Source organism: Sphingomonas sp. R647, from assembly GCF_020177055.1.
Taxonomy (GTDB): Bacteria; Pseudomonadota; Alphaproteobacteria; order Sphingomonadales; family Sphingomonadaceae; genus Sphingomonas.
On the sequence record NZ_JAIQXT010000007.1, the window covers coordinates 76341 to 103258 of the forward strand.

The following is a 26918-nucleotide window of genomic DNA, read 5'->3' on the forward strand; positions in this document are numbered from 1 at the left end:
ACTCCAATGCCGATGACCCCGCCCCCCGACCTCGCCAGCCTGTCGCTCGCCGAGATCGCTCGGCTGGCGGATGAGCAGAAGCTGCCCCCCGTCGACAGCTGGAACCCGGCGCATTGCGGGCATAGCGATATGCGCATCGCGCGCGACGGGACGTGGTTCCATCAGGGATCGCCGATCAGCCGCCCGGCGATGGTGCGGCTGTTTGCGTCGATCCTGCGGCGCGAACCCGATGGCCGCCATGTGCTGGTCACCCCGGTCGAAAAGCTCGACATCGATGTCGAGGATGCCGCGTTCGTCGCGGTCGAGATGAAGGTCGAGGGTGTTGGACCCGACGCGCGAATCGCCTTCCGCCTCAACACCGGCGACCTGATACCCGCCGGGCCCGATCATGAATTGCGCTTCGTCGAGCGTGACGATGGCCCACACCCCTATCTTCAGGTCCGCCGGGGGCTGGAAGCGCTGGTCGCGCGGTCGGTCTATTACGAACTGGCCGCACTGGCGCTGGACAATGGCTCGGAGCCGCCGGGCGTCTGGAGCAACGGCGCGTTCTTTGCGATGGCGCCGGCGTGATGCTGGCGGAGCGGCTGCGTGCGGCGCTGGATGCCGAGCATGACGAGGCGCCCGAGCTGATCGTCGGCGATGTGCTCGACGAACCCGCGGCGGCGGATGGCGTGCCGATGCCCGCCGCGGTGCTGGTCGCCGTCACCAACCGCCCCCGCCCCGGCCTGATCCTGACCCAGCGCACCGACACGCTGCGCCGCCATGCCGGGCAGGTCGCCTTTCCCGGCGGGCGGATCGACGCTGGGGACGCCGATGCGACCGCCGCCGCGCTGCGCGAGGCGCACGAGGAAATCGGGCTGGAGCCGGACGCGGTCGAGCTGGTCGGGCTTGCCGATCGCTATCGCACCGTCACCGGGTTCGAGGTGCAGCCGATCGTCGCGGTGATCCCGCCCGATCTGGTGCTGACGCCGCAGCCGGGCGAGGTCGCAGCGATTTTCGAAGCGCCGCTCGACTATGTGCTCGACCCTGCCAACCAGCTGCAATCCAGCGTCGAATGGCAGGGCCGCGACCGGCATTTCTACGAGATTTTATGGCAGGATTTCCGGATCTGGGGCGCGACCGCAGCGATGCTGGTCAATTTGTCGCGGCGGCTCAAATGGACGCGTTGACCCTGCCCGACGCGCCGTGGCGGCACTGGCCCGGGCTTGACCGGCTGACCGGTGCGCTGGGGGCGGGCAATGCGCGCGTGGTAGGCGGCGCGGTGCGCGACACGCTGCTCGACATCGCGGTGTCCGACCTCGACATCGCCACCCCGCTCGACCCGCAGGAGGTGATGCGGCGGCTGGAGGGCGCGGGGATCAAGGTCATTCCGACCGGCCTTGCGCATGGCACAATCACGGCGGTCAGCAGCGGGACGGTGGTCGAGGTGACGACGCTGCGCCGCGACCTGACCACCGATGGCCGCCGCGCCACCGTCGCGTTTACCGACGACTGGAAGGAAGACGCGGCGCGGCGCGACTTCACGATCAATGCACTCTACGCCGATCCGGATACGGGCGAGATCTTCGATTATTTCGGCGGGCGCGCCGATCTGGCGGCGCGGCACGTCCGGTTTATCGGCGATCCATTGCGCCGCATTGCCGAGGATCATCTGCGCATCCTGCGCTTTTTCCGGTTCCTCGCGCGGTTCGGGGACAGCCCCGATGCGGAGTCACTCGACGCCTGCACTGCGCGCGCCAACGACCTGATGGCGCTGTCGCGTGAGCGGATTGCCGACGAGTTGCTCAAGCTGGTGGTGGCGAAGGACGCGGTGCGGGTGATCGCGCTGATGCTGGAGCGTGGCATTTTCCGCCCGGTGCTGCCCGAAATCGTGTCGGTCGAGCGGTTCGCGCGGGTCATGGAGCTGGAGGCGGAGGCAGGACTCGCCCTCGACCCGATCCGCCGCCTCGCCGCGTTGCTCCCCGCCGATGCAGCCATCGCCGAAGCGGTCGGCGCGCGGCTCAAACTGTCCAATGTCCAGCGCAAGCGGCTGGTCTGCGCGACCGAGGCCGATCTGCTGGGGTCGCCGCGCAGCGCCGCCTATCGGCTTGGCCGGGAGGAGGCGATCGATCGCCTGTTCCTGTTCGATGCCCCGGGCGCGGTGGACGCCGCGCGCGACCTGACCAGCTGGGACATTCCGCGCCTTCCGCTCAGTGGCGGCGCGCTGATCCAGCGCGGGCTGACCAAGGGCCCGGACGTGGCGCGCGCGCTGCGTGCCGTCGAGAGCCAGTGGATCGAAGAGGGGTTTCCCGATGCCGCGCGCCTCGGGGAAATCGCCGACGCGGTGGCGGATCAGGCGTTGCGTTCGAGCAGCAGCGAATAGGCCTGATCGATGCACAGCGGGCGTGAATAGAGGAAGCCCTGCCCGTAATTGCAGCCCAGAGCCGCGAGCGTCTGGGCCAGTTCGTTGGTCTCAATCCCCTCGGCCGTGGTCTTCATGCCGAGCGCCTGGGCGAGGCTGAGGATCGCGCGCACGATCGCCACCTTGTCGCGGTCGGCGAGCATGCCCGACACGAAGCTGCGGTCGATCTTGAGCACGTCGATCGGCAGCTTCTGAAGATAGGCGAGGTTGGAATAGCCGGTGCCGAAATCGTCCATCGCCAGCGTGGTGCCGAGTTCCTTGAGCGCCTGCATCGTCTGGGCGATGCGGTCGGGATCGGTGACCAGCGCGCTTTCGGTGAGTTCGAGCGTGATCTTGCTGCCATCGACGCCATTGGCCTCAAGCGCAGCCTGAACCATCGGCGCGATCTGGTCGCGCTGCAGCTGGATCGCCGAGAGGTTGACCGCAACCCGGATGCCGCAATCGCCGCCCGCTCTGGCATCCCATACAGCCATCGCACGGGCCGCTTCATGCATCGCCCAGCGACCGAGTGGGACGATCAGGCCGGATTCTTCGGCAACCGGGATGAACTCGACCGGCGATAATGCGATGCCGCTTTCGGTCGTCCACCGCGCCAGCGCCTCGAACGAGACGATCTTGCCTGAGGCGAGGTCACAGATCGGCTGAAAATTGAGGGTCAAAGCGCCATTATCAATCGCGCGGCGCAGTTCGGTCTCGATGCTAAATTCCTGACGCACCACATCGAATGCGCGGGTCTGATAGACCTCGATGCGACCCGATTTCTTGGCGCGCTTCATCGCGAACTGGGCGTGGCGGATCAGCTCTTCGGCGTCGCCGCGCGCGCCCTCGCCGATCGCGATGCCGATCGCGCAATCGACGCGAATCTCGAAGTCCGAAAGACGGAACGGGGTCGTCAAAGCGTTCTGGATGCGCTTGGCGACATGGAGCGCGTCTTGCAGCCCTTCATCGAGTTCAAGGCGGATCGCAAATTCGTCGCCCCCGGTGCGCGCGAGCACGTCATGGCCGCGCAGCGCGCCCTTGACCCGGCGCGCGACCGAAATCAGCAGCTCATCGCCGGCCAGGCCGCCCATGCACGCGTTGATTCGGCTGAACCGGTCGAGGTTGATGACGAGGATGGCGAATCGCTCGATCCCGACGCGGTCGATCTCGGCTTCCAGATCCTCGCCGAACCCGGCGCGGTTGGACAGGCCGGTCAGGCTGTCGGTCAGCATCTCGCGACGCAGGCTGCGCTGCGTCCGCAATTCCGACGTATGGTCGATCAGCGTGACGAGGCATTGGCCAAGATGCCGGTCCATGCTGCGCCGGGAGATGCGGACGCGGAAGAAGCGCGCGTCGACCGCGTCGCCCAATTCCCAGTCAAACTCGCTCTCGATCGCCTCCGAATCGAGGAAGGCGACGATGCGTGCCCCAAGATGGCGGATCACCGGCGACTGCTCCGCGGTCGTGCCGAGTCCCGAGAGCCGGAACGGGCGGTTGACCGATTCGAATACCAGCCCCCCGGCCCTGCGTTCGACCAGCGCGGCGGGGATCGGCAGCAGGTTGAGCAATTGCGCCGACTGCGCCGGGCCGAGGATACGCGGGTCCTGCCCCGTCACAAGGACGGGCGCGGGGACTGGCTTGTCCTTACGGCGGCGCGATAACAACATCACCAAAGCGGGTTAGGCGCATTTGGTTAAACGGACCTGAAGAGCCACCCCCTGAATCCGCCGGTTCGCCACCAAAAAGGGCGATTTAGAAGCGGTTATCGCGCGGGAAGCCCACCGGCGGCATCCGTCCGGCCGCCCCGCGCGCCGCGCACCACGGGGCAAGGTCCGATTCGGTGCGCGTCCGCCCCTGTTCACCGCCCATCCGCCAGCTGAGGCCATCGGCGAAGCGGAAGGTGACTGCATCGGACAGGCCGCCGTCGCGATAGCGCTGAAGCTGCACCCCCTGCCCGCGCGCCAGTTCGGCGAGTTCGGCGATCGGGAAGACCAGCATCTTGCGGTTGTCGCCGATCACCGCGACATAATCATCCTCACCGCCCAGCGGCCGCACCAGCTTGAGCACGGCGCCGCTGCGCGGGGTCACCACCTGCTTGCCCTTGCGGGTTTCGGCGATGACATCCTCGGTCTTGACCAGGAAGCCGCGCCCGTCGCTGGCCGCGACCAGCAGCTTTGGCGCGGTGCTGGCGGGGAGCAGCCCGACGATGCCGGTGCCCCCGTCCAGATCGATCAGCAGCCGCACCGGCTCGCCAAAGCCGCGTCCGCCCGGCAGCTTGTCGGCCGCCAGCGTGTAGAACCGGCCATTTTCAGCGGCGAGCAGCAGCTTGTCGGTCGTCTGGGCGTGGAAGGCGATGAACGGGCCGTCGCCTTCCTTGAACTTCGCGGTCTCTGCGCTGGCGAGTTCGGCATGACCCTTCATCGCGCGGATCCAGCCGCGCTGCGACAGGATCACGGTGATCGGCTCGCGCTCGATCATCGCTTCGAGCGGGATTTCCCGCGCGGGGGCCGCCTCGGCCACCACCGTCCGCCGCGCGCCGAGCGCGGTTTCGGGGCCGTAGCGGTCGCGCACCTTGGTCAGGTCGCGCTTCATCCGCGTGCGCTGGCGCGCCTCGCTCGACAACAGCGCCTGCAGCTCGGCCTGTTCCTTGGCGAGGGCATCGCGCTCCTTGCGCAGCTCCATTTCCTCGAGCTTGCGCAACGCGCGCAGCCGCATGTTGAGGATCGCCTCGGCCTGGCGGTCGGTCAGCCCGAACTCGGCCATCATCACCGGCTTGGGCTCATCCTCGGTGCGAATGATCGCGATCACCCGGTCGAGGTTGAGGAAGGCGATGATATAGCCTTCGAGCAGCTCCATCCGGTCGGCGATCTTCTGCAGCCGGTGTTCGCTGCGGCGGCGCAGGACGATGAACTGGTGATCGACCCAGGCCGACAGCGCTTGCCGCAGGCTCATCACGCGCGGGGTGCGCTGCGCGTCGAGGACGTTGAGGTTGAGCGGGACGCGCACCTCAAGGTCGGACAGGCGGAACAGGCTTTCGATCAGCGTGTCGGGATCGACCGTGCGCGCGCGCGGTTCGAGCACGATGCGGATCTCTGAATCCGATTCGTCGCGGACATCGGCGAGGATCGGCAGCTTCTTGTCGTTGATCAGGCCCGCAATCTGCTCGATCAGCTTGCCCTTCTGCACCCCGTAGGGGATCTCGGTGACGACGATCTGCCAGGTGCCGCGCCCCTGATCCTCAAGCCCCCATTTTGCGCGCACGCGGAACGATCCGCGCCCGGTGGCATAGGAATCGGCGATCGATGTCGGGCTGTCGACGACGATGCCGCCGGTCGGGAAATCGGGGCCGCGGACATGCTCCAGCACCTGCGCGTCGCTCGCGTTCGGCTGGTCGATCAGCATGATCGCCGCGTCGATCAGCTCGGCGGCGTTGTGCGGCGGAATGCTGGTCGCCATGCCGACCGCGATGCCGCTGGCGCCATTGGCGAGCAAATTGGGGAACAGGCCGGGGAACAGCTCCGGCTCATGATCCTCGCCATTATAAGTCGGGCGGAAATCGACCGAATCCTCGTCCAGCCCGTCCATCAGGTCGATCGCGACCTGGGTCAGCCGCGCTTCGGTGTAGCGATAGGCGGCGGCGTTATCGCCGTCGATATTGCCGAAATTTCCCTGCCCGTCGACCAGCGGGTAGCGCAGCGCGAAGGTTTGGGCGAGGCGGACCATCGCGTCATAGACCGACTGGTCACCATGCGGATGGTATTTGCCGATCACGTCGCCGACGACGCGCGCGCATTTCTTGTAGGCATCGTTGGGATTGAGCTTCAGCCCGCGCATCGCCCACAGCAGGCGGCGGTGCACCGGTTTCAGCCCGTCGCGCACGTCCGGCAGCGACCGCGCGGTGATCGTCGACATCGCATACACAAGGTAGCGTTCGGACAATGCGCTATCGAAGGGGGCGTCGACGATGTGGTCGAACGGGTCGCTAAGGTCGGTGGCCATCCCGATGGCGATAGCAACGCTGCCCGTCCGGGACAAATCAGAAACGCGCCGCGCGCCCGCTTCCCGTTTCGGCACAGGGCCACAGACTCGCCCTTCCGGCCATTAACCAATTCCCCTATCGTTTCGGCTGCAAAGCGCGGGGGGGGAGGCGAATGCGAGTCGTTGCTGGGTTGCTGGCGATATTGGCGCTGGCCGGGTGCGAGAGCGCGCCCAAAAAGGATTCGGACAAGATCAGCAGCGAGGCGGTGGCGGCGCTGACCGCGACAGGCGGGGCGTTCGACTATCGCTATGCGTACAAGGTGCCGGGCAACCATGTGAAGGCGGTGGTCGAATCGCACGCCGCCGGCTGCGACAAGCTTGGCCCGGCACGCTGCCGCATCCTGTCGCTGCGCTATCGCGTCGATGAGGCGAACCGGATTGCCGCGACGCTGACCTTCCGCATCGATCCTTCGGTCGCGCGCACGTTCGGGGAGGCCGCGACCAAGGTCGTCGTCGGCACCGGCGGCGCGCTGGTCGAGACCGAGATCGCCGGCGCCGATGCGACCGCGAGCGCGCGGTCCAATGCGCTGGTCGGGCGGCTGCGCGAACAACTCGCCAATGCGCGGGCGAGTGCCGACCCGATCCAGCAGGACCGCGCCCGGCGGTTGCAGACCGCGCTCGACGTCATCGGCGAATCGGAGGCCGATAGCGGGGAGACGATGGCGACCGCACCGGTGCTGATCACCTATGCGTCCGGCACCCCCGCCCCGGGGCTGAACGGATCGGCGGATGCGAGCTTCCGCGACGCGGGGGACAAGCTGGTCAATTCTGCTGCGGGGATCGCGCAGGTGCTGGCGTCGGTTGGTCCCTGGCTGTTGCTGATGGTGGTCGCGGTGCTGGTGCTGCGGCTGTTGATCCACGGCACCAGCGGCGCGCCCGCTCCGGCGCCGAATGCCAGCGACGACGCGTATCGCGAGCAGGACGAACCCGATCGCCCCAATGCGATCCAGCGCTGGTTCAACCGGGACGACAATCCGGGCTGAACCAGCCATGTCAGATTGTGGCGGAAATGCGGCGTTGTTTAATGCCCTCCAATGTGATGTATTATCATCAGCGCGCATGAAGCGCTGAATCACGGGAGGGATACCGATGCGCCGAACCTTGTCGCGATCACCGCTGTTGCTGGCATTGGCCATGCTCGCCGCCTGTGGGCAACCAACCCAGTCGGGCGCAGCCGAAGATCAAATGGTTACGCTCGACGCCGCTGAGCCAGCTGGAGCCAAGCCCGCAGCCGCAGCCGAACCCACAGCTGCGCCGATTGCAGTGACACTGCCCCGCATCGCCTATATCTACCGCGTCGGCTATCGCCTGCCGGGCGACGCGATCCCTGCGCTGCAACAGGCGCATGTCGCGCTGTGCGACCAGATGGGGGCGACGCGTTGCCAGCTCGGCGGCTTGAACCGCTCGGGTGGCGAGGCCGAATATGGCAATGGCACGCTGAAGCTTCGCGTCGAGAGCAAGAGCGCACGCGCGTTTCTCGATTCGCTGAACAAGGCAGCATCGGACAAGGGCGGCCGCCCTGTTGAGACGGCAATAGAGGCCGAGGACGTGTCCAAGCAGATGGTCGATGCCGAAGTGCGCATCCGCCAGCGCGAGCTGCTGGTCAGCCGCCTCACCGAAATCCTGCGTACCCGTCAGGGTAGCGTCGCCGATCTGGTCGCCGCCGAACGTGCCGTCGCCGAAGCGCAAGAGGAACTGGATCAGGGCAAGGCGTGGCTCGCCGAACTCAAGGGGCGCGTCGCCTTTTCGACGATCGAGGTGGGCTATAATGCGCAGGCTCCCGAAGCGGGCGGTTTTGGCGCGCAGCTGGGCGATACCTTCGCCGATTCGGGCAACCTGTTCCTGATCGGGCTACGCGGACTGCTCACCGTGCTGATCGTTCTGGCTCCATGGGGCCTGCTGTTCGCCCCCCTGATCTGGCTGGGATTGCGCTGGCGACGGCGGCGCAGGGCGGCGACCGCTCAGACCAGCGATTGATTGCACCCCGGGTCGGCTTCCGATATAGGCCCGCACCTACCGCCCCGGCGTCGCGCGACCGTGCCGCCGGGGCACCGCGTTTCTGAAGGACCCCGCATGGCACGCCGCCGCCAGATCTATGAGGGCAAGGCCAAGATCCTCTACGAAGGCCCCGAACCCGGTACGCTGATCCAGTATTTCAAGGATGACGCGACCGCGTTCAACGCCCAGAAAAAGGGCACGATCAGCGGCAAGGGTGTGCTCAACAACCGGATTTCCGAGCATATCTTCACGCTGCTCGGCGGGATCGGCATTCCCACCCACTTCATCCGCCGCCTCAACATGCGCGAGCAGTTGATCCGCCAGGTCGAGATCGTTCCGATCGAGGTCGTGGTGCGCAACGTCGTCGCCGGGTCGCTGGCCAAGAAGCTGGGGATCGAGGAAGGCACGCCGCTGCCGCGCACGATCATCGAATATTATTTCAAGGACGACGCGCTCGGCGATCCGCTGGTCACCGATGAGCATATCCTGTGCTTTGGCTGGGCCGCGCAGGAAGAGCTGCACGACATGGCCGACATGGCGGTGCGCGTGAACGACTTCCTGTCGGGCCTGTTCGCCGGGATCGGCATCCGCCTTGTCGACTTCAAGCTCGAATTCGGGCGGATCTTCGATGAGAACGGCTATGCCCGCATCATCCTGGCCGACGAGATCAGCCCCGATGGCTGCCGCCTGTGGGACATGGTCAGCGGCGAAAAGCTCGACAAGGACCGTTTCCGCCGCGACCTGGGCGGCGAAGTCGAAGCCTATCAGGAAGTCGCGCGCCGCCTCGGCCTGCTGCCCGAGGGCGCCGATTCGGCGGTGCTCGACCTCGAAACCCACCGCAAGAAGCGCGGGAAGTAAGTTTGGTGATCGGTCCCGCTGCGGCGGGGCCGGCCCCTACCCCTACCCCTTCGCCTTCAACCCCGCGATGATCCCGAAGATGAAGGAACAGATCAGCGCGATCTGAACCTGCCCGCTTGGGTCGCTCCACCCGAAATAGTCCCTGCCGAACGCGGCGAGCGCGACGAACAGGGTGATTGCCAGAAATGCCATCACGCCAGACTCCATGGCACAAGGTTCCGCCCCCGCGGCGGCGACTCGGCAACGCCGAGTGTCGCGCATCGGGGTAAATGGGCGATGAAATCTTGAACCCGCGTGGCGTTAGGCCCATAGGGCGCGGCAAATCCCCGGAGGAATTCCCATGAAGCTGCGCATCGTCGTCACCCTCAAGAACGGCGTGCTGGACCCGCAGGGCAAGGCGATCGAGCATGCACTCGGCTCGCTCGGCTTTTCGGGTGTAGGCGAAGTGCGCGTCGGCAAGCTGATCGAACTTGAGGTCGCCGACGACACCAGCGACGCGGACATCGATGCGATGTGCCAAAAGCTGCTCGCGAACACCGTGATCGAAAACTATCGGGTGGAAAAGCAGTGAAAACCGCCGTCATCGTCTTCCCCGGATCGAACTGCGACCGCGACCTGGCGGTGGCGATCGAAAGCGTGACCGGGTCCAAGCCGGCGATGGTCTGGCATGGTGAGAGCGAGCTACCCGACGGGCTTGGCCTGATCGCGCTGCCCGGCGGCTTTTCCTATGGCGATTATCTGCGCTGCGGCGCAATCGCGGCGCGTTCGCCCGTGGTGCGCGCGGTGGTCGATGCGGCGAATCGCGGCGTGCCGGTGATCGGCATCTGCAACGGGTTTCAGGTGCTGACCGAAACCGGCCTGCTGCCCGGTGCGCTGATGCGCAACTCGGGCCTGAACTTCGTGTGCCGCGACGTCGCGCTGACGGTTGAGAACAGCCAGTCGATCTTCACCAGCCGCTACGATGCGGGCGAGACGATCTCGATCCCGGTCGCGCACCATGACGGCAACTATTTCGCCGACGCCGACACGCTCGACCAGCTCGAGGGCGAGGGCCGCGTCGCGTTCCGCTATGCCAGCGACGTCAATGGCAGCGCGCGGCAGATCGCGGGCATCGTCAACGCGGGCGGCAATGTGCTGGGCATGATGCCGCACCCCGAACGCAAGATCGAAGCCGCACATGGCGGCAGCGACGGGCGCCGCCTGTTCGAAGGGCTGCTCGAAGCGGTGGCGTGAGGCGGTGAGCGGCGACGCCATCGTTTGCGCGACCTGTCCGGTCGCCGATCGCGCCGTCTGCTCCGCCTTGTCGCCCGACGATCGCGGGGAACTCGCCCGGATCGGGCATCACCGCCGCTATGCGCGCGGCGAGACCATCGTTGCGGCGGGGGATTCGGCCACGGTCTGCGCGACCCTCACGCGCGGTGCTGCGAAGATGTCGACCATCGACCGCGACGGGACCGAGCGGATCGTCGCGCTGGTTCACCCGGCGGGGATGCTGGGCCAGCTGTTTGCGCCGACCGCGACGCTGCACGTCACTGCACTGACCGACAGCGAGGCATGCCTGTTTCCCGCGTCGCATGTCGCCGCGCTGAGCGATGCGCGCCCGGCGCTCGCCCGCCGCCTGCTGGATGAAGTCAGCCGCGAACTGGACGCGAGCCGCGCGCTGATCGACCTGATCTCGAAGCGTCAGGCCAAGGGGCGCGTCGCGGCGCTGATCCTCGCCTTCGCCCGCGCGGCCAGTCCCGCGCCGTGTCACGATGCCGACAGCTTCGACCTGCCGCTGACGCGTGGGGAGATGGCGCAGCTGCTGGGCATTACGATCGAGACGGTGAGCCGCATGCTCACCGCGCTGGAGACGGCGGGACTGATCGCGCGGCAGGGCAGCCATGGTATCGTGATTCGCGACCGCGCCGCGCTGGACGACCTCGCCGCCGGATAAAAGAAAGGCGGGTGAACCCATCGGTCCACCCGCCTGAGGGAGGGTTGGTTGGTCAGACCGTGAAGCGGATCACGGCGACGATCAGGCCCCAGATCATCAGCATGGCCGGCATGATCATCACCTGGACCGTCGCGCCGCCTGCGCCGAGATGGCCCGATCCGGTCGGCAGCCCCTGTGCCACGAAATCGGCGAAACTGGGCGCCCGCCCCTCGCCCGGCGCGACCCGCGCCCACCAGGCAGGGACGACGAACGCTGCAGCGAGGAAGACGCCGAAGATCACGAAGGGGATTGCCAGCCCCTTCTCCCCGAACGCCGCCCACATGATGCCGAGATAGGCGAAGAAGCCTGCAAACACCCCGATGTGCAGCGCCGGGTGCAGGTCGAACACATGCGCACCGCGGGTGCGCGGCACCGCGACGGCGTTGGCGAAAACGGTCTGGTGAATGGGCATGTTCATCGTCGGTCTCCTTGTCGGGAGCGACGATGCGCGGGCTAAAGGCGTCCCGCTTTGCGCTTTGTCAAACTAGGCGCAGCCCGATCTCACGGGGTCCGCGATCCCGTGCCGAACAATTGAGTCGTGCGCGCGAGGATCAGGATCGCGGTCGGCCACAGCATCGTGTTCCACAGATCCTGCCAATTATAGTCGAGGCGCACCCGCCCCCCGGCCGCGAGGGTGTCGCGGATGTCCCATGCTTCGCCGGCCAGCGTGATCGCCAGCGCCACCGCCCATGGCTTCCAGCTGCGCAAGGGCCAGCGGAAGACCAGCGCGGCGGCGAAGAAGATGATCAGCCCGATATGGACGTGCAAACCGTCCCGGGCGAGCCCCGACCAGTCGACCAGCCACCCTTTGGTATTTCTGAAGACGTCGAGCACGTGGTCAGACCCGGGTGCGGAACGGGGTGAAGTCGGTGCCGTCGTCGAACACGTCCACGCCCTCGCGGCGCTTCAGGAAGCCGACCACGGCGTAGGTGACGGGGGTCAGCAACACCTCCCAGCTCACCTTCAGCACCCATTGCGTCACCAGCACCTTGAGCACCAGATCGTTGGTCCAGCCCACCGCGCCCCAGAAAGCGAGCGGGTAGAAGATCAGGCTGTCCACCCCCTGCCCGACAAAGGTCGAGCCGATCGTGCGCGCCCACAGATGCTTGCCCTTGGTCCAGATCTTCATCTTCGCCAGCACGAAGGAGTTGACGAACTCCCCCGCCCAGAATGCGACGACCGAGGCGAGCACGATGCGCGGCACCTGGCCGAATATCGCCTCATAGGCGGGCTGGTTGGTCCAGTCCGGCGCGGGCGGGAGCGCGACGACCACCCACGACATGAACGCCATGAACAGCGTCGCGACGAAGCCGGCCCAGATCACGCGGCGCGCGCGGGCATAGCCATAGACCTCGGTCAGCACGTCGCCGATGATGTAGGAGATCGGGAAGAACAGGATGCCCGCGCCGAACGGCCACCACACCTCCCAGAACGGAATCCAGATCTGCGCCACCTTGCCCGCCCCGAGCACGTTGGACAGCAACAGGATCGCGACGAACGCCGCCATCACATAGTCATAGTAACGGAAATGCCCGCCCGCGACCTGCGCCGCGTTGATCCGTGCCGGCCCTGCCCCGTCGCTCATCGCATTCCCCCGATTGCCCACGCGACTATGATCGCGGTTTGCGCGGCAAGCAATCCGCGCCTGTTTGAGGCGGCGCCGGCCCGCTCCCCCACCCGGCCACCCATAAATATTGTCATTGGGTGGCCGGGTGGGGGAGCGGGCCGGCACCGAAGCTGTTTCAGCTTGCTGAAACATGCGCTAACGGGGCCTTCACGCGCGCCCGTAGTTCAACTGGATAGAGCACGAGCCTTCTAAGCTTGGAGTTGCAGGTTCGAGTCCTGCCGGGCGCGCCAGCCATTCCGCGCAAAGCGGAAGGACCGGGAGGGGGACGCGATGCCGCATTTCGGCGACTATCAGCATGCCATCTATGGCGCGGGACTGCAGGGCGTGCTGCCGACGATCCCGGTCGATTTCGCTACCCTTGAACAGCGCGCCGAGGCGGCGATGGCGCCGTCGCTGTTGTCCTATGTCCAGGGCGGGTGCGGCGACGAGCAGACGCAGCGGGCCAATGCCGATGCGTTTCGCCATTGGGGCATCGTGCCGCGGATGATGGTCGATTGCTCGGTTCGCGACCTGTCGGTCGACCTGTTCGGGATGAAGCTCCCCTCTCCCCTCTTCATGGCCCCGGTCGGGGTTGCAGGGATGTGCACGCAGGACGGGCATGGCGACATCGCCGCCGCGCGCGCCGCCGCGATGACCGGGGTGCCGCTGACCGTCTCGACGCTGACCAACGATCCGCTGGAGGATGTCGCCGCCGCGATGGGCGGCACGCCGGGGATGTTTCAGCTCTACACGCCCAAGGACCCCGAACTCGCCGCCAGTCTGGTCAGTCGGGCCGAGGCGGCGGGCTATAAGGCGATTGTGGTGACGCTCGACACCTGGGTCACCGGGTGGCGGCCGCGCGACCTGAACACCGCCAATTTCCCGCAGCTGCGCGGGCATGTCCTGTCCAACTATTGGTCCGACCCGCGCTTTCAGCAGATGCTGGCCAAGCCCGTGGCAGAGGACCCGCGTGCAGCGGTGATGACCTGGGCCGCAACGTTCGGGCGCGTGCTGACCTGGGCCGACATGCCCTGGCTGCGCTCGCTGACCAAGCTGCCGATCATCCTCAAGGGCATCTGCCACCCCGACGATGCGCGCCGCGCGATCGATGAAGGGGCGGACGGCATTTATTGCTCAAACCATGGCGGGCGACAGGCCAATGGCGGGATCGCAGCGATCGACCTGTTGCCCGATGTGGTCGCGGCGGCGGGCGATGCGCCGGTGTTGTTCGATTCAGGGATCAGATCGGGCAGCGACGTCGCCAAGGCGCTGGCGCTGGGCGCAACCGCGGTCGGCGTGGGTCGCCCCTATTGCTACGGCCTTGCGCTCGGCGGAGCGGAGGGCGCGGCCCATGTCCTGCGATCGATCCTGGCCGAGGCTGATCTGCTGATGGCGGTCGATGGATTCCCGAGCATTGCGGCGTTGCGCGAGGCGGGGGCGAGGCGGCTATCCTGACGCCTTCAGGGATCACTCAAAACCCCGATTGACCAGCGTTGTCTGATAGCGCTACCAATCGACTCGTACACGGTCCGACAGCGGCCGGAACCTTGAGGAGAGATGCGCATGATCGCCCCATTGGCGCTGGTCGCCCTGCTTGCCGCCGCGCCGCAAGCCGCGCCCGCCCGGACCGACAAATTGCCGGTCGGCATCTGCATCAACATCGGCAACACGTTCGAGCCGCCGGCCGAATCCGCCTGGGGCGGCAAGCCGCTGGCCGATGACGATATGGCGATCATCGCCAAGGCCGGGTTCAAGACCGTCCGCCTGCCCGTCCGCTGGGACACGCATGCCGGCAAGGGGCCGGACTTCAAGATCGACGAAGCCTATATGAAGCGCGTCCGCAGCGCGGTCGAACAGGCGCGCGCGGCGGGGCTCAACGTCATCCTCAACAGCCATCATTTCGAGGCGATCCACAAGGATCCGCTGGGCAGCGCGCCGCAGCTGGCGGCGATGTGGCGGCAGATCGCGGCACGCTTTGCCGACATGCCGCGCGAGCATGTGTGGTTCGAGGTGGAGAATGAGCCGCACGAGAAGTTCGACAACAAGAACCTGATCGCGGTGATCACCCCGGCGCTGAAGGCGATCCGCGAGACCAACCCCGATCGCCCCGTCATCGTCGGCGGCGAGTTCTGGAGCGGGATCGACAGCCTCGCGACGCTGCCACTGCCCGAGGACCCGCATATCGTCCCGACCTTTCACTATTACGAGCCGTTCGACTTCACCCATCAGGGCGCGAGCTGGGTCAATCCGGCACCGCCGCTGGGCCGCACCTATGGCACCGCCGAGGATGCGCTGCGCCTGAAGCGCGATGTCGAGAAGATCCGCGCCTATATCGCGCGCACCGGCAAAACGCCGTTCATGGGTGAGACCGGGGCGCACACCACCACCAGCCTCGACCAGCGCGTCGCCTATCACCGCGCGGTCACCGCCGCGTTCGGCCCGATGGACATCGGCATGTGCACATGGGCGTACAGCAACACCTTCCCATTTTACGACAAGGAGAAGAAGCAATGGCTTCCGGGTCTGCGCGGCGCAATGGGGCTGCCGGAATGAAGCGCGTTCTGATCGCGGCGGCGGCGTTTGCCGCCCTGGCCCCCGCCGCCGGTGCGGCACAGGACCAGCCGACCGCCGAGCTGCAGGCGCTGGACGATGCCCTGCCCGGCACGCTGATCAACGATCCGTCGCGGATGGACTGGGCCTTTTACGGTGCCGAGCAGAAGACCAAGAATGTGCAGGACGCCACGATCCCCGGCGGCGGCGCGGCGGTGCGGGTCGAGGTGCCGCGCGCCGGTGCCAACATCTATGACAGCGGCGCGAACGTGCCGATCCGGCGCGGCATCGCGGTCGGGCGCGATGTGACGGTGGCCTTCTATGCCCGCACGGTGAAGTCCGAGGCGCCGGGCGGCAAGGGCAAGATCGGCGTGCGCTTCCAGCAGAATGCCGCGCCCTATGCCGGCTTTGGCGACACCGTGCTCGACGTGGGCAGCGAATGGGCGCTGTACGAAGTCACCGCGCGATCGGACAAGGCGCTGCCGACCGGACAGGCCGTGGTCGGCCTTCAGCTTGCCGGGGCGAAACAGGTGATCGAGATCGGCCAGGTCATCATCGTCGAAGGTGCGACCAGCATCCGCACGACCAAGCGCGTCGAGACCGCCGCCGCGCCCGATCCGGAGCTGCCGCCGCAGCTCAAGGACAAGGGCAAGATGCTCAACGATCCGGCCAATCGCGACTGGGGCTTTCACGGCGCGGGGCAGACGACCAAAGCGACCGTGACCAATGTCTATGGCCGCGTCGGCACCTTGTTCAGCATCGCGGCGGCCGGGACCGCGCCCTACGTCTCGGGCGCGAGCATCACGCTGAACGAGGAGATCAAGGACGGCGACGTGCTGCTAGTCGCGGTGCTCGCGCGGACCTTGTCGGCGGGCACGACGGATGGCCAGGGGCTGTTGTCGGTGCGCATCCAGAGGAACAGCGCGCCCTATGACGGCTTTCTCGACAAGCAAATTCAGGTCGGGCCGAACTGGCGGCTGTACCAGTTCCGCACCCAGGCCGGGATGGACATCGCCAAGGGCGCGGCGCAGCTCGCGATCCACACCGGCGGCGCGCAGCAGGAGATCGAGGTCGGGCCCGTCTATGTCATTCGCGAAGAAGCGGTGCTGACATCGTCGAGCAACTGACCCTTATTGCCGGGGCTGCGCGTGCGGCGGTTGCCCCGGCGCTGGGCGGTGCACTGACCGGATGGACCGTCGATGGCGCGCCGATGCTGCGCGCGGCATCGGCGGAGGCCATCACGGCGCGCGATCCGCTAGGTATGGCGAGCTTTCCGCTGGTGCCCTTTTCCAACCGGATCGCCGATGCGCGGTTCGACTGGGCGGGGGAGCGCTATGCGATCGCGCCGAACTTCGCGCCCGAGCCGCATGCGATCCACGGCATCGGCTGGACGTCGGCATGGGAGGTCCGCGAGGCGTGCGACGATCGCGTCGTCCTGACGCTCGACCATGCGGGCGATGCGCGCTGGCCTTTTGCCTTTGCGGCCGAGCAGGTGGTCGCGCTGACCCCCGACACACTGACCGTCACGCTCACCGCGCGCAATCTGGAGGCGTTCGACGTGCCGCTGGCGTGCGGGCATCACCCCTATTTTCCGGCAGCGGGCGCGCGACTGCGCTTTGCGGCGGAGCGGCGCTGGCCACCCGATGCGCGGATGCTGCCCGACGATCCGGTCGAGATTGCCGACCGGCAGGTCGATTTCGCGGTAGCCGAACGCGCGCTCGACTGCGCCTTTTCTGGCTGGGACGGGGTCGCGACGATCGCCTGGCCGGGGCGCGTGTTGCAAATCGAGTCCGAGGTCGATCATGCGGTGGTCTATACCCCGGGCGGCGCCCCGCATTTCTGTTTCGAGCCGGTCGCCCACCTGCCCAACGCGCTCAGCGTCGCGGTTGCGCCCGGTGCGAGCCATCGCGCGACGATGCGCCTGATCGCGCAACCTGTTAGCGTGCGCGCATGACCGCTCCGCCCGTCGCCAGCATCGTCATCATCGGCGGCGGTACCGCCGGATGGATGACTGCGGCCGCCGCCGCGCGCTTCCTGAACGACGGGCGCCGGACGATCACATTGATCGAATCCGACGCAATCGGCACCGTCGGCGTCGGCGAGGCGACGATCCCGCCGATCCGCGAGTTCAACCACCAGCTGGGCATCGACGAACGCGACTTTGTCCGTGAGACCGGCGCGACGATCAAGCTCGGCATCGAGTTCGTGAACTGGGGGCGCAAGGGCGACCGCTACCTGCACCCGTTCGGCGATCTGGGGCATGATTTTCAGGGCGTCGCGTTCCACCAATATTGGCTCAAGCACCGGATCGGCAGCCTTGAGGACTATTGGATGGCGGCGCAGGCGGCGCGGCGCGACCGCTTTGCCCACCCCGCCGCCGATCCGCGCACGCCGCTGGGTGGGCTGGCTTACGCCTATCATTTCGACGCCGGGCTCTACGCCGCATTCCTGCGCCGCCGGGCCGAAGCGGGAGGCGTGAAGCGCGTCGAGGGGAAGATCGCGTCGGTCGAGCGCGATGGCGAGAGCGGCCATGTCGCCGCAGTCGTGCTGGATGATGGCCGCCGCATCGCGGGCGATTTCTTCATCGACTGTTCGGGCTTTCGCAGCTTGTTGCTCGGCGATGCGCTGGGGGTCGGCTATCGCGACTGGTCGCACTGGCTGCCGTGCGACCGCGCGATGGCGGTGCCATGCGAGCGTGCCGATCCGCTGACCCCGCTCACGCGCTCCACCGCGCATGAATTTGGCTGGCAATGGCGCATCCCGCTCCAGCACCGCACCGGTAATGGCATCGTCTATGCCAGCGCGTTCGGCAGTGACGAGGCGGCGCGTGAGACGCTGCTGGCGAACCTTGACGCGCCCGCGACCGCCGAGCCGCGCGCTTTGTCCTTCACCGCCGGGGTGCGCGAGCGGCAATGGCAGGGCAACGTCGTCGCGCTGGGCCTGTCCGCCGGGTTTATCGAGCCGCTCGAATCGACCAGCATCCATTTGATCCAGACCGGCATCTCAAAGCTGATGTGGCTGTTCCCCGACAGCGGCATGGGGTCGGCGGGGCGCGACGAATATAACCGGCTGATGCACGAAGCGTACGAATATGTCCGCGATTTCATCGTGCTGCATTACAAGGCGACGCAGCGGCGCGACACCGCGCTTTGGCGGCATGTGGGCGAGATGACGGTCCCCGACAGCCTCGCCGCCAAGCTGGAGCTGTGGCGCGAGCGCGGGCGCATCCGCCGCTATGACCATGACCTGTTCGGCGTGCCGAGCTGGGTCGCGGTGCTGATCGGCCAGGGGATCATGCCCGAGGGGCACGACCCGCTGGTCGATTCGATGGACGATGCGCGGGTGACAGGCGCGATGCGGCATATCGCTGCGACCTATGCCGACGTGGCCGGGAAGCTCCCCGGCCATGCCGATCAGATCGCGGCGATGGTTAAATAGCGACACCAGCCGTTTGCCCTGAGCCTGTCGAAGGGCCTGTCCTGAGCTCGCCGAAGGGGATTCCCTCCGTGCTTCGACAAGCTCAGCACAAACGGAGTCAGGGACAGCTCACGACCTGATCCGCCGCTGTCCCCAGCGCGACGCGCGACAGGCTGTAGGTGACCGCCCCTTCGCTGCGCAGCACGAACGGTGCCTCGACCCGGCCCAGATTCGCGCCACCCTTGGCGAAGCATTTGAGCGGCACGCCATAGCTGACCCACGCGCCGAGCTTCGCGCCCTCGACCGCAGTTGCGCGCACGGCGGCATTGCCGATGCGGAAATGCAGCGGGCCGGCGGGCTTGGCGTCGACGCGCATCGTCGCGACCAGCATCACATCGCCATTGGTTTCACGCGTCAGGTCGAGCGGCGCCTGGGTCGCGACTGCGACATCGGCGGTGCCCGAAGCGATAGCGAAGCGGCGCGCGCCTTCCTGCACGACATGGTCGACCGCGCTCACCCGCACGCGCCCGCTTGCCGCCACTGCGGGAACGGTGGTGATGCGCGTCGAATCCGCCGGGTCGCCATAGACCAGCAATGACCAGGACGCTGGCGGAACGCCGCCCGCGAAATAGACATTGCCGGCATCCTCGTCGGGGACTTCGCTATCCTCCGACAGCGGCTTCCATGCCGCCGGACCGCCAGCAAGCGTCAAGCCATAGCCGAAGGGAAACAGCGTCGGGCCATCGGCACGCGCGGTGGCGGGCCAGGCGACGGGCAGCTTGCCGGTAAAGTCGTACGGCGCGCGCCGATCCTTGCGCTGGACCAGCAAGTCGGCGATTCCCGCCCCTTCCGATCCCGGCAACCACGCGACGACGAACGCGTCGGCGGCGTTGAGTTCGGGGTTCATGAACAGCGGGCGGCCAGTGACCATCACCGCGACCACGGGAATCCCCTGCGCCTTGAGCGCCTTCATCGTCTCATAGGGCTTGCGCAATTCAGGGCGCAGCTGGAGCGTTTTAAGGTCGCCCTGGAACTCGGCATAGGGCGTCTCGCCGAAGACGACGATCGCGACGTCGGGCTTCTTCGCGAACTTGCCGTCCGCGACAAGCTCCGCGCTGCCGCCAGTCGCCGTCACCGCGCTTTCCAGACCCTTCCAGATCGAGGTTGCGCCGGGGAATTGTTCGTTCTTCACCCCCGTGCCCTGCCAGGTCAGCGTCCAGCCGCCGGCCTGACGGCCGATATCGTCGGCGGCATCGCCCGCGACCAGCACATGCGCGCCCGCCTTGACCGGCAACAGCGAGCCGTTGTTCTTGAGCAGCACCAGCGATTTGCGCACCGCGTCGCGCGCCACCGCGCGGTGATCGGCATGGCCGAGCAGCGACCAGTCGCCGGCATATTTGCGCGTCGATGGCTTGCCCGCTTCGAACAGGCCCAGCCGCATCTTGACCCGCAGGATGCGCGCGACCGCGTCGTCGAGCCGCGCCATCGGCACTTCACCCGACTTCACCTGCGCCACCAGCGAATGCCAGAGCGGCTTCCAGCTATCGGGTGCCATATACATGTCGAGCCCGGCATTGACTGATTTGGGGCAGGACGCATTGGTGCAGCCTTCGACCTGACCATGCGCGTTCCAGTCGGAGACGAGGAAGCCGCCGAAGTTCATGCGCTTCTTCAGCACATCGGTCAGCAGCCCCTTGTGCCCGGTCATCTTGGTGCCGTTCCAGCTGGAGAAGCTGACCATCACCGTCGCGACCCCCTGCTCGATCGCGGGGATATAGGGCGCGCCGTGGATGTCGCGCAGCTCGGTCTCGCTGATCCGCGCATCGCCCTGATCGCGCCCCTCATGCGTGCCGCCATCGGCGAGGAAATGCTTGGTCGAGGCGAGGACATAGGGACCGGCGAGCAGGTTGGTGCCGCTGCCCGGCCCCTGCAGGCCGCGCACCATCCGCTCGACATAGGACGCGACCAGCTTGGGGTCCGACGAATAGCCTTCATAGGCGCGGCCCCAGCGGAAATCGCGCGGGACGGTGACGGTGGGGGCGAAGGTCCATTCCTGACCGGTCGCACGGATCTCCAGCGCGGTGGCCTGGGCGATCTTCTCGATCAGGTCGGGATCGCGCATCGCGCCGAGGCCGATATTGTGCGGGAACAGCGTCGCGCCGATGATGTTGCTGTGGCCATGGACCGCATCGGTGCCCCAGATGATCGGCACGCCGACGCGCCCGCCGCTCTTGTCGACCGACGCTTCGTAGAATTCATCGGCGAGTTGCAGCCACTTCGGCGCCAGCGCGAAATCGTCGCCATAGGGGCCGCTGCTGCCGCCGTTGAGGACCGAGCCGAGGTGATAGGTGCGCACATCCGCCGGGGTGACGCTGGCGATGTCGGCCTGGACGATCTGGCCGACCTTCTCCTCGACCGACATCTTGGCGATCAGCGCCGCGATCTTCGCTTCGACAGCGTTGTCCGTCTGCTGCGGCCAGGTTGGGCTTGGCCAGATCTCGGGGTTCACCGGGCTTTCCTGCGCCGCGAGCGGGGCAGCCAGGGCGGCGCCGAGCGCCAGAAGCATCAATCGTTTCATCTAGTCCTCTCCAGGATGCGGATCAGTTGGTCTTGGGATACGGCGCGGGCGCTGGGGTCGACGCGGTCGGGACGGATCCCGTGCGCGAACCACCAGCCAATCCACTCGCCGGGCGTGACGGGGTCCCAGTCGCGATAGGGCATCCGCCCGCGCGCCGCAAAGCCGCGACGCAGGGTGGCCAGATCGTCGGTCGGTGGGCCGCTCCAGCGCTCGGTCGCCCAGTCGATCATCCGCTGGTGCGCGATGGCGGTGCGGCGGTTAACCTCCGCCGCCTCACGCGCGCTCGGCTCGGCATGCGGCATGAATTCGATCGCGCGCAGGATATCGGCATGTGCCGCGGACAAAGCGTGGCCGTCGAAGCTCTCGGCGACCAGCGCCCCCTCGCCCAGCGCGATCCGCCGACCGGCGCGCGGCGCAGGGTGGCGGCCCGGCGGCAAGCCCCCTCCCCGCGCGAGTTTCCAGCCCCAGGGCGGCGCGCTCCATTCGACCGTATCGCCGGTGGTCGCGATCGTCTCGCCTTCAGCACCGCCGGGAGCGATCGGCTCGGCAACGACGCTCGGCAGATGCGCCGATGCGTCGATCCACTCTGGACCCGGCGCAGTGCAATCGAGCAGCAGCGCGCCGTCCTCTGCCTCGCCCCTCTCAATCCCTAGTGCAGCCGCCATTTCCGCAAGCAGCGCGCAATAGGCGGGCATGTCGAAGCGCACGCCGAACGGCTCCGCCCCGGGCGCGGTCAGCGTCGCCCAGTCGGGCGTCGCATCGGGCCGTTCGGCCAGGCTGCGCAACCATAGCTGGTGCAGCGCGACGCCCGCGACATGCGGGATCGCACCCGGCGCGCCGAGCCGCTCGCCGTCGAGCATGGTCCGATAGATCGCGACCGCGCCAGTGCGGCGGATGAACAGGCTCTGGTCGAGCCCGATCGCGCGGTGGAAGGCGTCGATCGCCAGCGTCGCGGCGCCGATGCGGTCGAGCAGCGAGTGGGGATGGCTGGGCTGCTCGACCAGTGTGATCCGCGCGGCTGGAAGCGCACGGCGAAAAGCGATGGCGGCGGACAGCGCGACCACGCCGCTGCCCAGCACCCCGACGCTGGCAGGGCCGCTCATGCCGCCCCCCATGCGCCCTGCGCGCGCAAGGCGGCCTCATGGTCGGGCATCGCATCGACCCGCTCACGGATGGTGCGGGCCATATCGTCGAGGGCGCGGGTGAGCGCGGCGGGTGAGGGATTGTCCGCGCGCGGATCGTGCCGCGCGGGGATCATCCCCTGCCCCAGATAGACGGCGACCCAGCTTGGTTCGAGGAACAGTCCCTCGCCATGTTGCTCGATCCGCCCCGCCTCACGCCACAGCTCCAGCTTGCCGGCCAGGCTATCGGGCAGATCCATCGTGCGGACATGGTTCCAGAAGTCCGAGTCGTCGCGCGTCGTCGCGTGATAATGCAGGATCAGGAAGTCGCGGACGCGGTCATATTCATAATCGACCGTGGCGTTGAACGCGGCGCGGTCGGCGGGGTCGATCTGGCGCTCCGGGAACAGCTCGATCAGCCGCATCACCGCCATTTGCGCGAGATGGATGCTGGTCGATTCAAGCGGTTCGAGAAAGCCGCTGGCCAAGCCGATGCTGACGACGTTGCCGACCCAGCTTTCACGCCGCCGCCCGGCGCGGAAGCGCAGGATGCGGGGGTCGGCGAGCGGTGTCCCCTCGACTGCGCCGAGGATCGCGTCGCACGCGGCATCTTCCGACAGGAAGCTGCTGGAGAACACATAGCCATTGCCGACACGATGCTGGAGCGGGATGCGCCAGCGCCAGCCGGCCGTCATCGCGGTCGCGCGCGTGTACGGCTCGATCGGCCCGTCAACCCGAGTAGCGGGCAGCGCGGCGGCGCGGTCGCAGGGCAGCCAGTGCGACCAATCCTCCCACGCCGCATCCATCGCGCCGCCGATCAGCAGCGCGCGGAAGCCCGAGCAGTCGATGAACAGGTCGCCGGCAACGCGCTCGCCGCTCTCCAGCATAAGTTCGGTGACGTCGCCGCTCTCACCGTCCCGCTCGACGCCGGTGACCCGCCCCTCGGTCCGGGTCACGCCGCGTGCTTGCGAATAGCCGCGCAGCATCGGCGCGAGTTTGGTCGCATCGAACTGATATGCCCAGCCATAGCTGGTCGACAGGAAATCACCGTCAGCCGGCGGAAGCGCGAAGCGATTGGCGCGCGCCGCAACGATCGGGAGCGAATAGTCCTCAAGGCTCCGCCGCGATCCTTCGTCCCGCGCACGCAACCAATAATGGTGGAACCCCACCCCGGCGAGATCGACGCCATAAGCGCCGAACGGGTGGACATAGCGGTCGCCCAGCTTGCCAAAGTCGCGGAAATCGATGCCGAGTTTGTAGGTCGCGTTGGTAGCACGCATCATCTCGGCTTCATCGATGCCTAGCCGCTGGAGAAAGGCGCGCAGGTGCGGGAGGGTCGCCTCTCCCACCCCGACGATGCCGATCTCTTCGGATTCGATCAGGCGCACATCGGCCACGCCGGGCAGGAACCGCGCGAGGGCGGATGCGGCCATCCACCCCGCGGTTCCGCCCCCGACGATGACGACGCGCACCGGATCGATCATGGGGCGCTCGCCGCGTGCGGGCCGACGACCAGCCCCATGAACAGCCCGGCATGAATGGTGGCGAGCCGCGAAGCGTCCACATCCTTGGCGATGCTGCGCCAGGCGGTGTCGCCAACCGGACGCCATTGCGCCTGCGCGATGCCATCATCGAAGCTGAGCTTGAGCTCAACCTGCGTCGCACCGTCACGCGGGACCAATGCGATCACCACGCCATTCTCGGGCTCATCCTTTGAAATCCGCCGACGCACCACGAGCTTGTCGCCTTCGAGCCCCGCGAACATCAAGTGGTTCTCGTTCGCCACCGCGAGCAGCCCCGCGCGCTCCGACGCGCTTTTGGGATCGAACGACACGCGCGTCGTCCAGCTCGCTTTCGCGTGGCGCATGCGTTTGCCGATATAGCTGGGCTGGGCGAGCGCACCTGCCGCAACTGGGCGCGCATCCAGCGTCAGCGCGCCATCGGCGATCCGCCACCATGGCGCACCCTTGGGCGAGCGCAGCATCAGCCAGTCCTGGGCGAGCTTTGGCGCATCGAACTCTTCGCGCCAGTCGCGCGCTTCGCCGGGCGAGGCGGGCAGATTCGGGCGCGCGACGCTGGCGGGCATCGGCGTGCGCGGTGGCAGGATCGAGGGCCAGCCATCCTTCCACGTCACCGGCAGCAGGAAGGTCTCGCGACCCAACAGCGTTTCCTGCCCGCGGAACGGACGGGTCGCGAGGAACACGGCCCACCAGCTGCCATCGTCCAGCTTGACCATATCGGCGTGACCGGTCGCCTGGACCGGGTTCGGGCGATCCTCGGGCAGGTCGCGCTGGGTCATGATCGGGTTGACCGGGCCGGGGGTGTACGGGCCGGTCAGGTTGCGCGAGCGATAGATGGTCTGGGCGTGCTGATCCGCCGTGCCGCCTTCGGCCGCCGAGAGATAATAATAGCCATCCACCTTATAGATATGCGGCCCCTCCGCCCAGATCGGCTTGGTCGCGGGATCGACGCCCTTGTCGACCAGCAAGTGGCGCGGCCCCTTCATCTTGTAGGCGGCGAGGTCGACTTCCTGCATCCACAATGCGCGATGGCCGTCATATTCGGGTTTCCCCGGCGGCGCGTCGTTGTTGATGATCCATGCCCGGCCATCCTCGAAATAGAGCGAGGGGTCGATTCCTCCGAAATCGAGCCAGTGCGGCCCGCTCCACGGCCCCGCCGGATCCTTTGCGGTCAGCACGAAATTGTCGCGGCACCCGACACAGGTGTTGAGGATGTAATAGGTGCCGTCATGATATTCGATCGTCGGCGCGAACACGCCGCGATCCAGCGCCAGCCCGCTGAAATCGAGCATGTCCGGGCGGTCGATCGCATTGCCGATCTGGCGCCAGTTCACCAGATCGCGGCTGTGATAGACCGGGATGCCGGGGAACCAGGCAAAGGTCGAGGTGACGAGGTAGAAATCCTGCCCCACCTTCACGATCGACGGGTCGGGACGGAAGCCCGGCAGCACCGGATTCGCGAACTGCCCGGCGGGAAGCTTGCGCACCTCTGACTCCGCCGAATAAGTGACGAAATCGAATCGCGCCGCGCTCTGCTGCGCAACAGCGGGCGCAGCAAGTGACAGCGCCAACAATGCGGCCAAACCCTTCATCTCGCTCCTCTCCTCCTTGTCTGCACGGGTTTCCCCGCGCGTGCACCGACGTTTTTTCCGCACGATGCTTGACACCTCCATAGGAGCATGATGTTAGCGCTATCAAGAGCAATGATGTCGGAGGGGTACAAGCGATGACGGTCTCGCTGGCTGGGATATTGCCGGACGATTGGCGGTCTGGCCGGTTCCTCGGGCGCATCGATCAGGGGGACGGTCCGGTGCCGGTCCTGATCGCCGATGGCGCGCTGTTCGACCTGACGCCGGGGACTGCCACCATCGCCGGTGCGATTGATCGCGAGCTGACCACGCCCGCACATGGCCGGCACATCGCCGACCTCGACGCGGCCGATCCGCGCCTGCCCGATGGCGCGACCCTGCTCGCCCCGATCGACCTGCAATGCATCAAGGCGGCGGGCGTCACCTTTGCGGTGTCGGCGATCGAGCGGGTGATCGAGGAGCGCGCACGCGGCGATGCGAGCCAGGCGGCGGCGATTCGCGGTCGACTGGAAGAACGCGTCGGCAGCGGCATCCGATCGGTCGTCCCCGGATCGGCCGAGGCGGCTGCGCTCAAGGCGGTGCTGATCGAAGATGGCATGTGGTCGCAATATCTGGAGGTCGCGATCGGCCCGGATGCCGAAGTCTTCACCAAGTCGCCGGTGCTGTCGGCGGTCGGGCATGACGCGCCGATCGGCGTGCGGTCGGATTCGAGCTGGAACAACCCCGAGCCTGAGATCGTGCTGGCGATTTCCAGCCGTGGCGAAACGGTCGGCGCGATGCTGGGCAACGATGTCAACCTGCGCGATTTCGAGGGGCGCTCGGCGCTGCTGCTGGGCAAGGCCAAGGACAATACCGCGTCCTGCGCACTCGGCCCGTTCATCCGCCTGTTCGACGGCGGCTTCACCATCGACGATGTGCGCAGCGCCGATGTCGCGCTGACGATCGAGGGCAGCGACGGCTTCCGCCTTGAGGGCGCGAGCCGGATGAGCGAGATCAGCCGCGACCCGCTCGACATCGCCGCGCAGGCGATGAGCGAGCATCATTATCCCGATGGCTTCGTCCTGTTCCTCGGCACGCTGTTCGCGCCGACGCAGGATCGCGATGTGCCGGGCGGCGGGTTTACCCACAAGGTCGGCGACCGCGTGACGATCGCATCGCCCCGCCTCGGCACGCTCGCCAACACGGTGACGACGTCGCGGGACGCGCCAAAATGGGAAATGGGCATCGCCGCGTTCGTGCGCGACCTTGCCCGCCGCGGGCTCGCCGAACGGATTTGAACTCTGACTTG

General features: G+C 67.2%; 25 protein-coding genes and 1 tRNA gene. 16 read left to right on the plus strand and 10 right to left on the minus strand.

Going from position 1 to position 26918, the window contains the following annotated elements; genetic code table 11:
• Positions 1-6 precede the first annotated feature (6 nt).
• The 3 genes from K9B35_RS17560 to K9B35_RS17570 are packed head-to-tail and all read left to right on the plus strand — an operon-like array spanning position 7 to position 2362.
• On the plus strand, positions 7-570 hold the full coding sequence (locus tag K9B35_RS17560; RefSeq protein ID WP_224923297.1) for a DUF1285 domain-containing protein: 564 nt from the start codon (positions 7-9) through the stop codon (positions 568-570).
• The gene (locus K9B35_RS17565; RefSeq protein ID WP_224923298.1) at positions 567-1169 is read left to right on the plus strand and encodes a CoA pyrophosphatase; all 603 of its coding nucleotides are present in this window, start codon (positions 567-569) and stop codon (positions 1167-1169) included. The genes K9B35_RS17560 and K9B35_RS17565 overlap by 4 nt, the downstream gene beginning before the upstream one ends.
• The gene (locus K9B35_RS17570; protein WP_224923299.1) at positions 1157-2362 is read left to right on the plus strand and encodes a CCA tRNA nucleotidyltransferase; all 1206 of its coding nucleotides are present in this window, start codon (positions 1157-1159) and stop codon (positions 2360-2362) included. Before K9B35_RS17565 ends, K9B35_RS17570 begins: the two co-directional genes overlap by 13 nt.
• Here the strand turns inward: K9B35_RS17570 and K9B35_RS17575 are convergent.
• Both K9B35_RS17575 and parC read right to left on the minus strand, forming a co-directional pair.
• Positions 2332-4047 (minus strand): putative bifunctional diguanylate cyclase/phosphodiesterase, encoded by a 1716-nt coding sequence (locus K9B35_RS17575; RefSeq protein WP_224923377.1) that lies wholly within the window; start codon positions 4045-4047, stop codon positions 2332-2334. The two genes, K9B35_RS17570 and K9B35_RS17575, sit on opposite strands and share 31 nt — an antisense overlap.
• Positions 4048-4132: 85 nt before the next feature.
• Positions 4133-6379 carry a DNA topoisomerase IV subunit A gene (gene parC, locus K9B35_RS17580; protein WP_224923300.1) on the minus strand — a complete coding sequence of 749 codons (2247 nt, stop codon included), beginning with the start codon at positions 6377-6379 and terminating at the stop codon, positions 4133-4135.
• 152 nt (positions 6380-6531) lie between these two features.
• Between parC and K9B35_RS17585 the strand changes: the two genes are divergently transcribed.
• The 3 genes from K9B35_RS17585 to purC all read left to right on the plus strand — a co-directional run bounded on the left by K9B35_RS17585 (position 6532) and on the right by purC (position 9274).
• The gene (locus K9B35_RS17585; protein WP_224923301.1) at positions 6532-7401 is read left to right on the plus strand and encodes a hypothetical protein; all 870 of its coding nucleotides are present in this window, start codon (positions 6532-6534) and stop codon (positions 7399-7401) included.
• Between the two features lie 106 nt (positions 7402-7507).
• Complete coding sequence (locus tag K9B35_RS17590) at positions 7508-8395, plus strand: DUF4349 domain-containing protein (protein ID WP_224923302.1); 888 nt, start codon at positions 7508-7510, stop codon at positions 8393-8395.
• Positions 8396-8491: 96 nt separating this feature from the next.
• Complete coding sequence (gene purC / locus K9B35_RS17595; protein ID WP_224923303.1) at positions 8492-9274, plus strand: phosphoribosylaminoimidazolesuccinocarboxamide synthase; 783 nt, start codon at positions 8492-8494, stop codon at positions 9272-9274.
• A gap of 42 nt (positions 9275-9316) precedes the next feature.
• Here purC and K9B35_RS17600 read toward each other — a convergent pair whose 3' ends face one another.
• On the minus strand, positions 9317-9466 hold the full coding sequence (locus K9B35_RS17600; protein ID WP_186456746.1) for a hypothetical protein: 150 nt from the start codon (positions 9464-9466) through the stop codon (positions 9317-9319).
• A 148-nt stretch (positions 9467-9614) separates the two neighbouring features.
• Between K9B35_RS17600 and purS the strand changes: the two genes are divergently transcribed.
• From purS to K9B35_RS17615, 3 genes are read left to right on the plus strand one after another with little or no spacing between them, the layout of a single operon-like run.
• Positions 9615-9845 (plus strand): phosphoribosylformylglycinamidine synthase subunit PurS, encoded by a 231-nt coding sequence (gene purS / locus K9B35_RS17605; RefSeq protein WP_224923304.1) that lies wholly within the window; start codon positions 9615-9617, stop codon positions 9843-9845.
• Positions 9842-10507: a phosphoribosylformylglycinamidine synthase subunit PurQ gene (gene purQ / locus K9B35_RS17610; RefSeq protein ID WP_224923305.1), complete on the plus strand. Its 666-nt coding sequence runs from the start codon at positions 9842-9844 to the stop codon at positions 10505-10507. The genes purS and purQ overlap by 4 nt, the downstream gene beginning before the upstream one ends.
• Positions 10452-11210: a Crp/Fnr family transcriptional regulator gene (locus K9B35_RS17615; protein ID WP_224923306.1), complete on the plus strand. Its 759-nt coding sequence runs from the start codon at positions 10452-10454 to the stop codon at positions 11208-11210. The genes purQ and K9B35_RS17615 overlap by 56 nt, the downstream gene beginning before the upstream one ends.
• A 52-nt stretch (positions 11211-11262) precedes the next feature.
• Here K9B35_RS17615 and K9B35_RS17620 read toward each other — a convergent pair whose 3' ends face one another.
• From K9B35_RS17620 to K9B35_RS17630, 3 genes are all read right to left on the minus strand, one after another.
• On the minus strand, positions 11263-11667 hold the full coding sequence (locus K9B35_RS17620; protein ID WP_224923307.1) for a hypothetical protein: 405 nt from the start codon (positions 11665-11667) through the stop codon (positions 11263-11265).
• Positions 11668-11750: 83 nt separating this feature from the next.
• Positions 11751-12083: a peroxisomal membrane protein PEX16 gene (locus K9B35_RS17625; protein WP_224923308.1), complete on the minus strand. Its 333-nt coding sequence runs from the start codon at positions 12081-12083 to the stop codon at positions 11751-11753.
• A 4-nt stretch (positions 12084-12087) separates the two neighbouring features.
• A complete protein-coding gene (locus K9B35_RS17630; protein WP_224923309.1) occupies positions 12088-12834 on the minus strand; it encodes a queuosine precursor transporter in 747 nt (248 codons plus the stop codon).
• Between the two features lie 195 nt (positions 12835-13029).
• Here K9B35_RS17630 and K9B35_RS17635 point away from each other — a divergent pair.
• From K9B35_RS17635 to K9B35_RS17660, 6 genes are all read left to right on the plus strand, one after another.
• A tRNA-Arg gene (locus K9B35_RS17635) sits at positions 13030-13106 on the plus strand.
• A 40-nt stretch (positions 13107-13146) separates the two neighbouring features.
• Positions 13147-14310, plus strand: coding sequence for an alpha-hydroxy-acid oxidizing protein (locus K9B35_RS17640; RefSeq protein ID WP_224923310.1), 1164 nt, complete (start codon positions 13147-13149; stop codon positions 14308-14310).
• A 108-nt stretch (positions 14311-14418) separates the two neighbouring features.
• Complete coding sequence (locus K9B35_RS17645) at positions 14419-15408, plus strand: glycoside hydrolase family 5 protein (RefSeq protein WP_224923311.1); 990 nt, start codon at positions 14419-14421, stop codon at positions 15406-15408.
• Positions 15405-16532 carry a hypothetical protein gene (locus tag K9B35_RS17650; RefSeq protein ID WP_224923312.1) on the plus strand — a complete coding sequence of 376 codons (1128 nt, stop codon included), beginning with the start codon at positions 15405-15407 and terminating at the stop codon, positions 16530-16532. The genes K9B35_RS17645 and K9B35_RS17650 overlap by 4 nt, the downstream gene beginning before the upstream one ends.
• A gap of 53 nt (positions 16533-16585) precedes the next feature.
• Positions 16586-17359: an aldose 1-epimerase gene (locus K9B35_RS17655; RefSeq protein WP_263622723.1), complete on the plus strand. Its 774-nt coding sequence runs from the start codon at positions 16586-16588 to the stop codon at positions 17357-17359.
• The gene (locus K9B35_RS17660; RefSeq protein WP_224923313.1) at positions 17356-18843 is read left to right on the plus strand and encodes a tryptophan halogenase family protein; all 1488 of its coding nucleotides are present in this window, start codon (positions 17356-17358) and stop codon (positions 18841-18843) included. The genes K9B35_RS17655 and K9B35_RS17660 overlap by 4 nt, the downstream gene beginning before the upstream one ends.
• A 97-nt stretch (positions 18844-18940) precedes the next feature.
• Here the strand turns inward: K9B35_RS17660 and K9B35_RS17665 are convergent, their stop codons facing one another.
• Genes K9B35_RS17665 through K9B35_RS17680 form a run of 4 tightly spaced genes read right to left on the minus strand, consistent with a single transcriptional unit; the run spans position 18941 to position 25633 of the window.
• On the minus strand, positions 18941-21400 hold the full coding sequence (locus K9B35_RS17665) for a glycoside hydrolase family 3 protein (RefSeq protein WP_224923314.1): 2460 nt from the start codon (positions 21398-21400) through the stop codon (positions 18941-18943).
• Complete coding sequence (locus K9B35_RS17670; protein ID WP_224923315.1) at positions 21397-22503, minus strand: tryptophan 7-halogenase; 1107 nt, start codon at positions 22501-22503, stop codon at positions 21397-21399. The genes K9B35_RS17665 and K9B35_RS17670 overlap by 4 nt, the downstream gene beginning before the upstream one ends.
• Positions 22500-24005 carry a tryptophan halogenase family protein gene (locus K9B35_RS17675; RefSeq protein ID WP_224923316.1) on the minus strand — a complete coding sequence of 502 codons (1506 nt, stop codon included), beginning with the start codon at positions 24003-24005 and terminating at the stop codon, positions 22500-22502. The genes K9B35_RS17670 and K9B35_RS17675 overlap by 4 nt, the downstream gene beginning before the upstream one ends.
• Complete coding sequence (locus K9B35_RS17680; RefSeq protein WP_224923317.1) at positions 24002-25633, minus strand: glycoside hydrolase family 43 protein; 1632 nt, start codon at positions 25631-25633, stop codon at positions 24002-24004. The genes K9B35_RS17675 and K9B35_RS17680 overlap by 4 nt, the downstream gene beginning before the upstream one ends.
• A 134-nt stretch (positions 25634-25767) precedes the next feature.
• Here K9B35_RS17680 and K9B35_RS17685 point away from each other — a divergent pair, with 134 nt between their 5' ends.
• Positions 25768-26907: a fumarylacetoacetate hydrolase family protein gene (locus tag K9B35_RS17685; protein WP_224923318.1), complete on the plus strand. Its 1140-nt coding sequence runs from the start codon at positions 25768-25770 to the stop codon at positions 26905-26907.
• The last annotated feature ends 11 nt before the right edge of the window (positions 26908-26918 follow it).

Excerpts from the sequence above, each read along its gene's own strand:
- K9B35_RS17675 (WP_224923316.1), bottom strand. The coding sequence starts at position 24,005 with ATGATCGATCCGGTGCGCGTCGTCATCGTCGGGGGCGGAACCGCGGGG.
- K9B35_RS17685 (WP_224923318.1), top strand. The coding sequence starts at position 25,768 with ATGACGGTCTCGCTGGCTGGGATATTGCCGGACGATTGGCGGTCTGGC.
- K9B35_RS17630 (WP_224923309.1), bottom strand. The coding sequence starts at position 12,834 with ATGAGCGACGGGGCAGGGCCGGCACGGATCAACGCGGCGCAGGTCGCG.
- K9B35_RS17640 (WP_224923310.1), top strand. The coding sequence starts at position 13,147 with ATGCCGCATTTCGGCGACTATCAGCATGCCATCTATGGCGCGGGACTG.
- K9B35_RS17680 (WP_224923317.1), bottom strand. The coding sequence starts at position 25,633 with ATGAAGGGTTTGGCCGCATTGTTGGCGCTGTCACTTGCTGCGCCCGCT.
- K9B35_RS17650 (WP_224923312.1), top strand. The coding sequence starts at position 15,405 with ATGAAGCGCGTTCTGATCGCGGCGGCGGCGTTTGCCGCCCTGGCCCCC.
- K9B35_RS17600 (WP_186456746.1), bottom strand. The coding sequence starts at position 9,466 with ATGGCATTTCTGGCAATCACCCTGTTCGTCGCGCTCGCCGCGTTCGGC.
- parC (WP_224923300.1), bottom strand. The coding sequence starts at position 6,379 with ATGGCCACCGACCTTAGCGACCCGTTCGACCACATCGTCGACGCCCCC.
- K9B35_RS17665 (WP_224923314.1), bottom strand. The coding sequence starts at position 21,400 with ATGAAACGATTGATGCTTCTGGCGCTCGGCGCCGCCCTGGCTGCCCCG.
- K9B35_RS17670 (WP_224923315.1), bottom strand. The coding sequence starts at position 22,503 with ATGAGCGGCCCTGCCAGCGTCGGGGTGCTGGGCAGCGGCGTGGTCGCG.
- K9B35_RS17585 (WP_224923301.1), top strand. The coding sequence starts at position 6,532 with ATGCGAGTCGTTGCTGGGTTGCTGGCGATATTGGCGCTGGCCGGGTGC.
- K9B35_RS17645 (WP_224923311.1), top strand. The coding sequence starts at position 14,419 with ATGATCGCCCCATTGGCGCTGGTCGCCCTGCTTGCCGCCGCGCCGCAA.
- K9B35_RS17615 (WP_224923306.1), top strand. The coding sequence starts at position 10,452 with ATGGCGGCAGCGACGGGCGCCGCCTGTTCGAAGGGCTGCTCGAAGCGG.
- K9B35_RS17560 (WP_224923297.1), top strand. The coding sequence starts at position 7 with ATGCCGATGACCCCGCCCCCCGACCTCGCCAGCCTGTCGCTCGCCGAG.
- K9B35_RS17590 (WP_224923302.1), top strand. The coding sequence starts at position 7,508 with ATGCGCCGAACCTTGTCGCGATCACCGCTGTTGCTGGCATTGGCCATG.
- K9B35_RS17620 (WP_224923307.1), bottom strand. The coding sequence starts at position 11,667 with ATGAACATGCCCATTCACCAGACCGTTTTCGCCAACGCCGTCGCGGTG.
- purS (WP_224923304.1), top strand. The coding sequence starts at position 9,615 with ATGAAGCTGCGCATCGTCGTCACCCTCAAGAACGGCGTGCTGGACCCG.
- K9B35_RS17660 (WP_224923313.1), top strand. The coding sequence starts at position 17,356 with ATGACCGCTCCGCCCGTCGCCAGCATCGTCATCATCGGCGGCGGTACC.
- purC (WP_224923303.1), top strand. The coding sequence starts at position 8,492 with ATGGCACGCCGCCGCCAGATCTATGAGGGCAAGGCCAAGATCCTCTAC.
- K9B35_RS17570 (WP_224923299.1), top strand. The coding sequence starts at position 1,157 with ATGGACGCGTTGACCCTGCCCGACGCGCCGTGGCGGCACTGGCCCGGG.
- K9B35_RS17575 (WP_224923377.1), bottom strand. The coding sequence starts at position 4,047 with ATGTTGTTATCGCGCCGCCGTAAGGACAAGCCAGTCCCCGCGCCCGTC.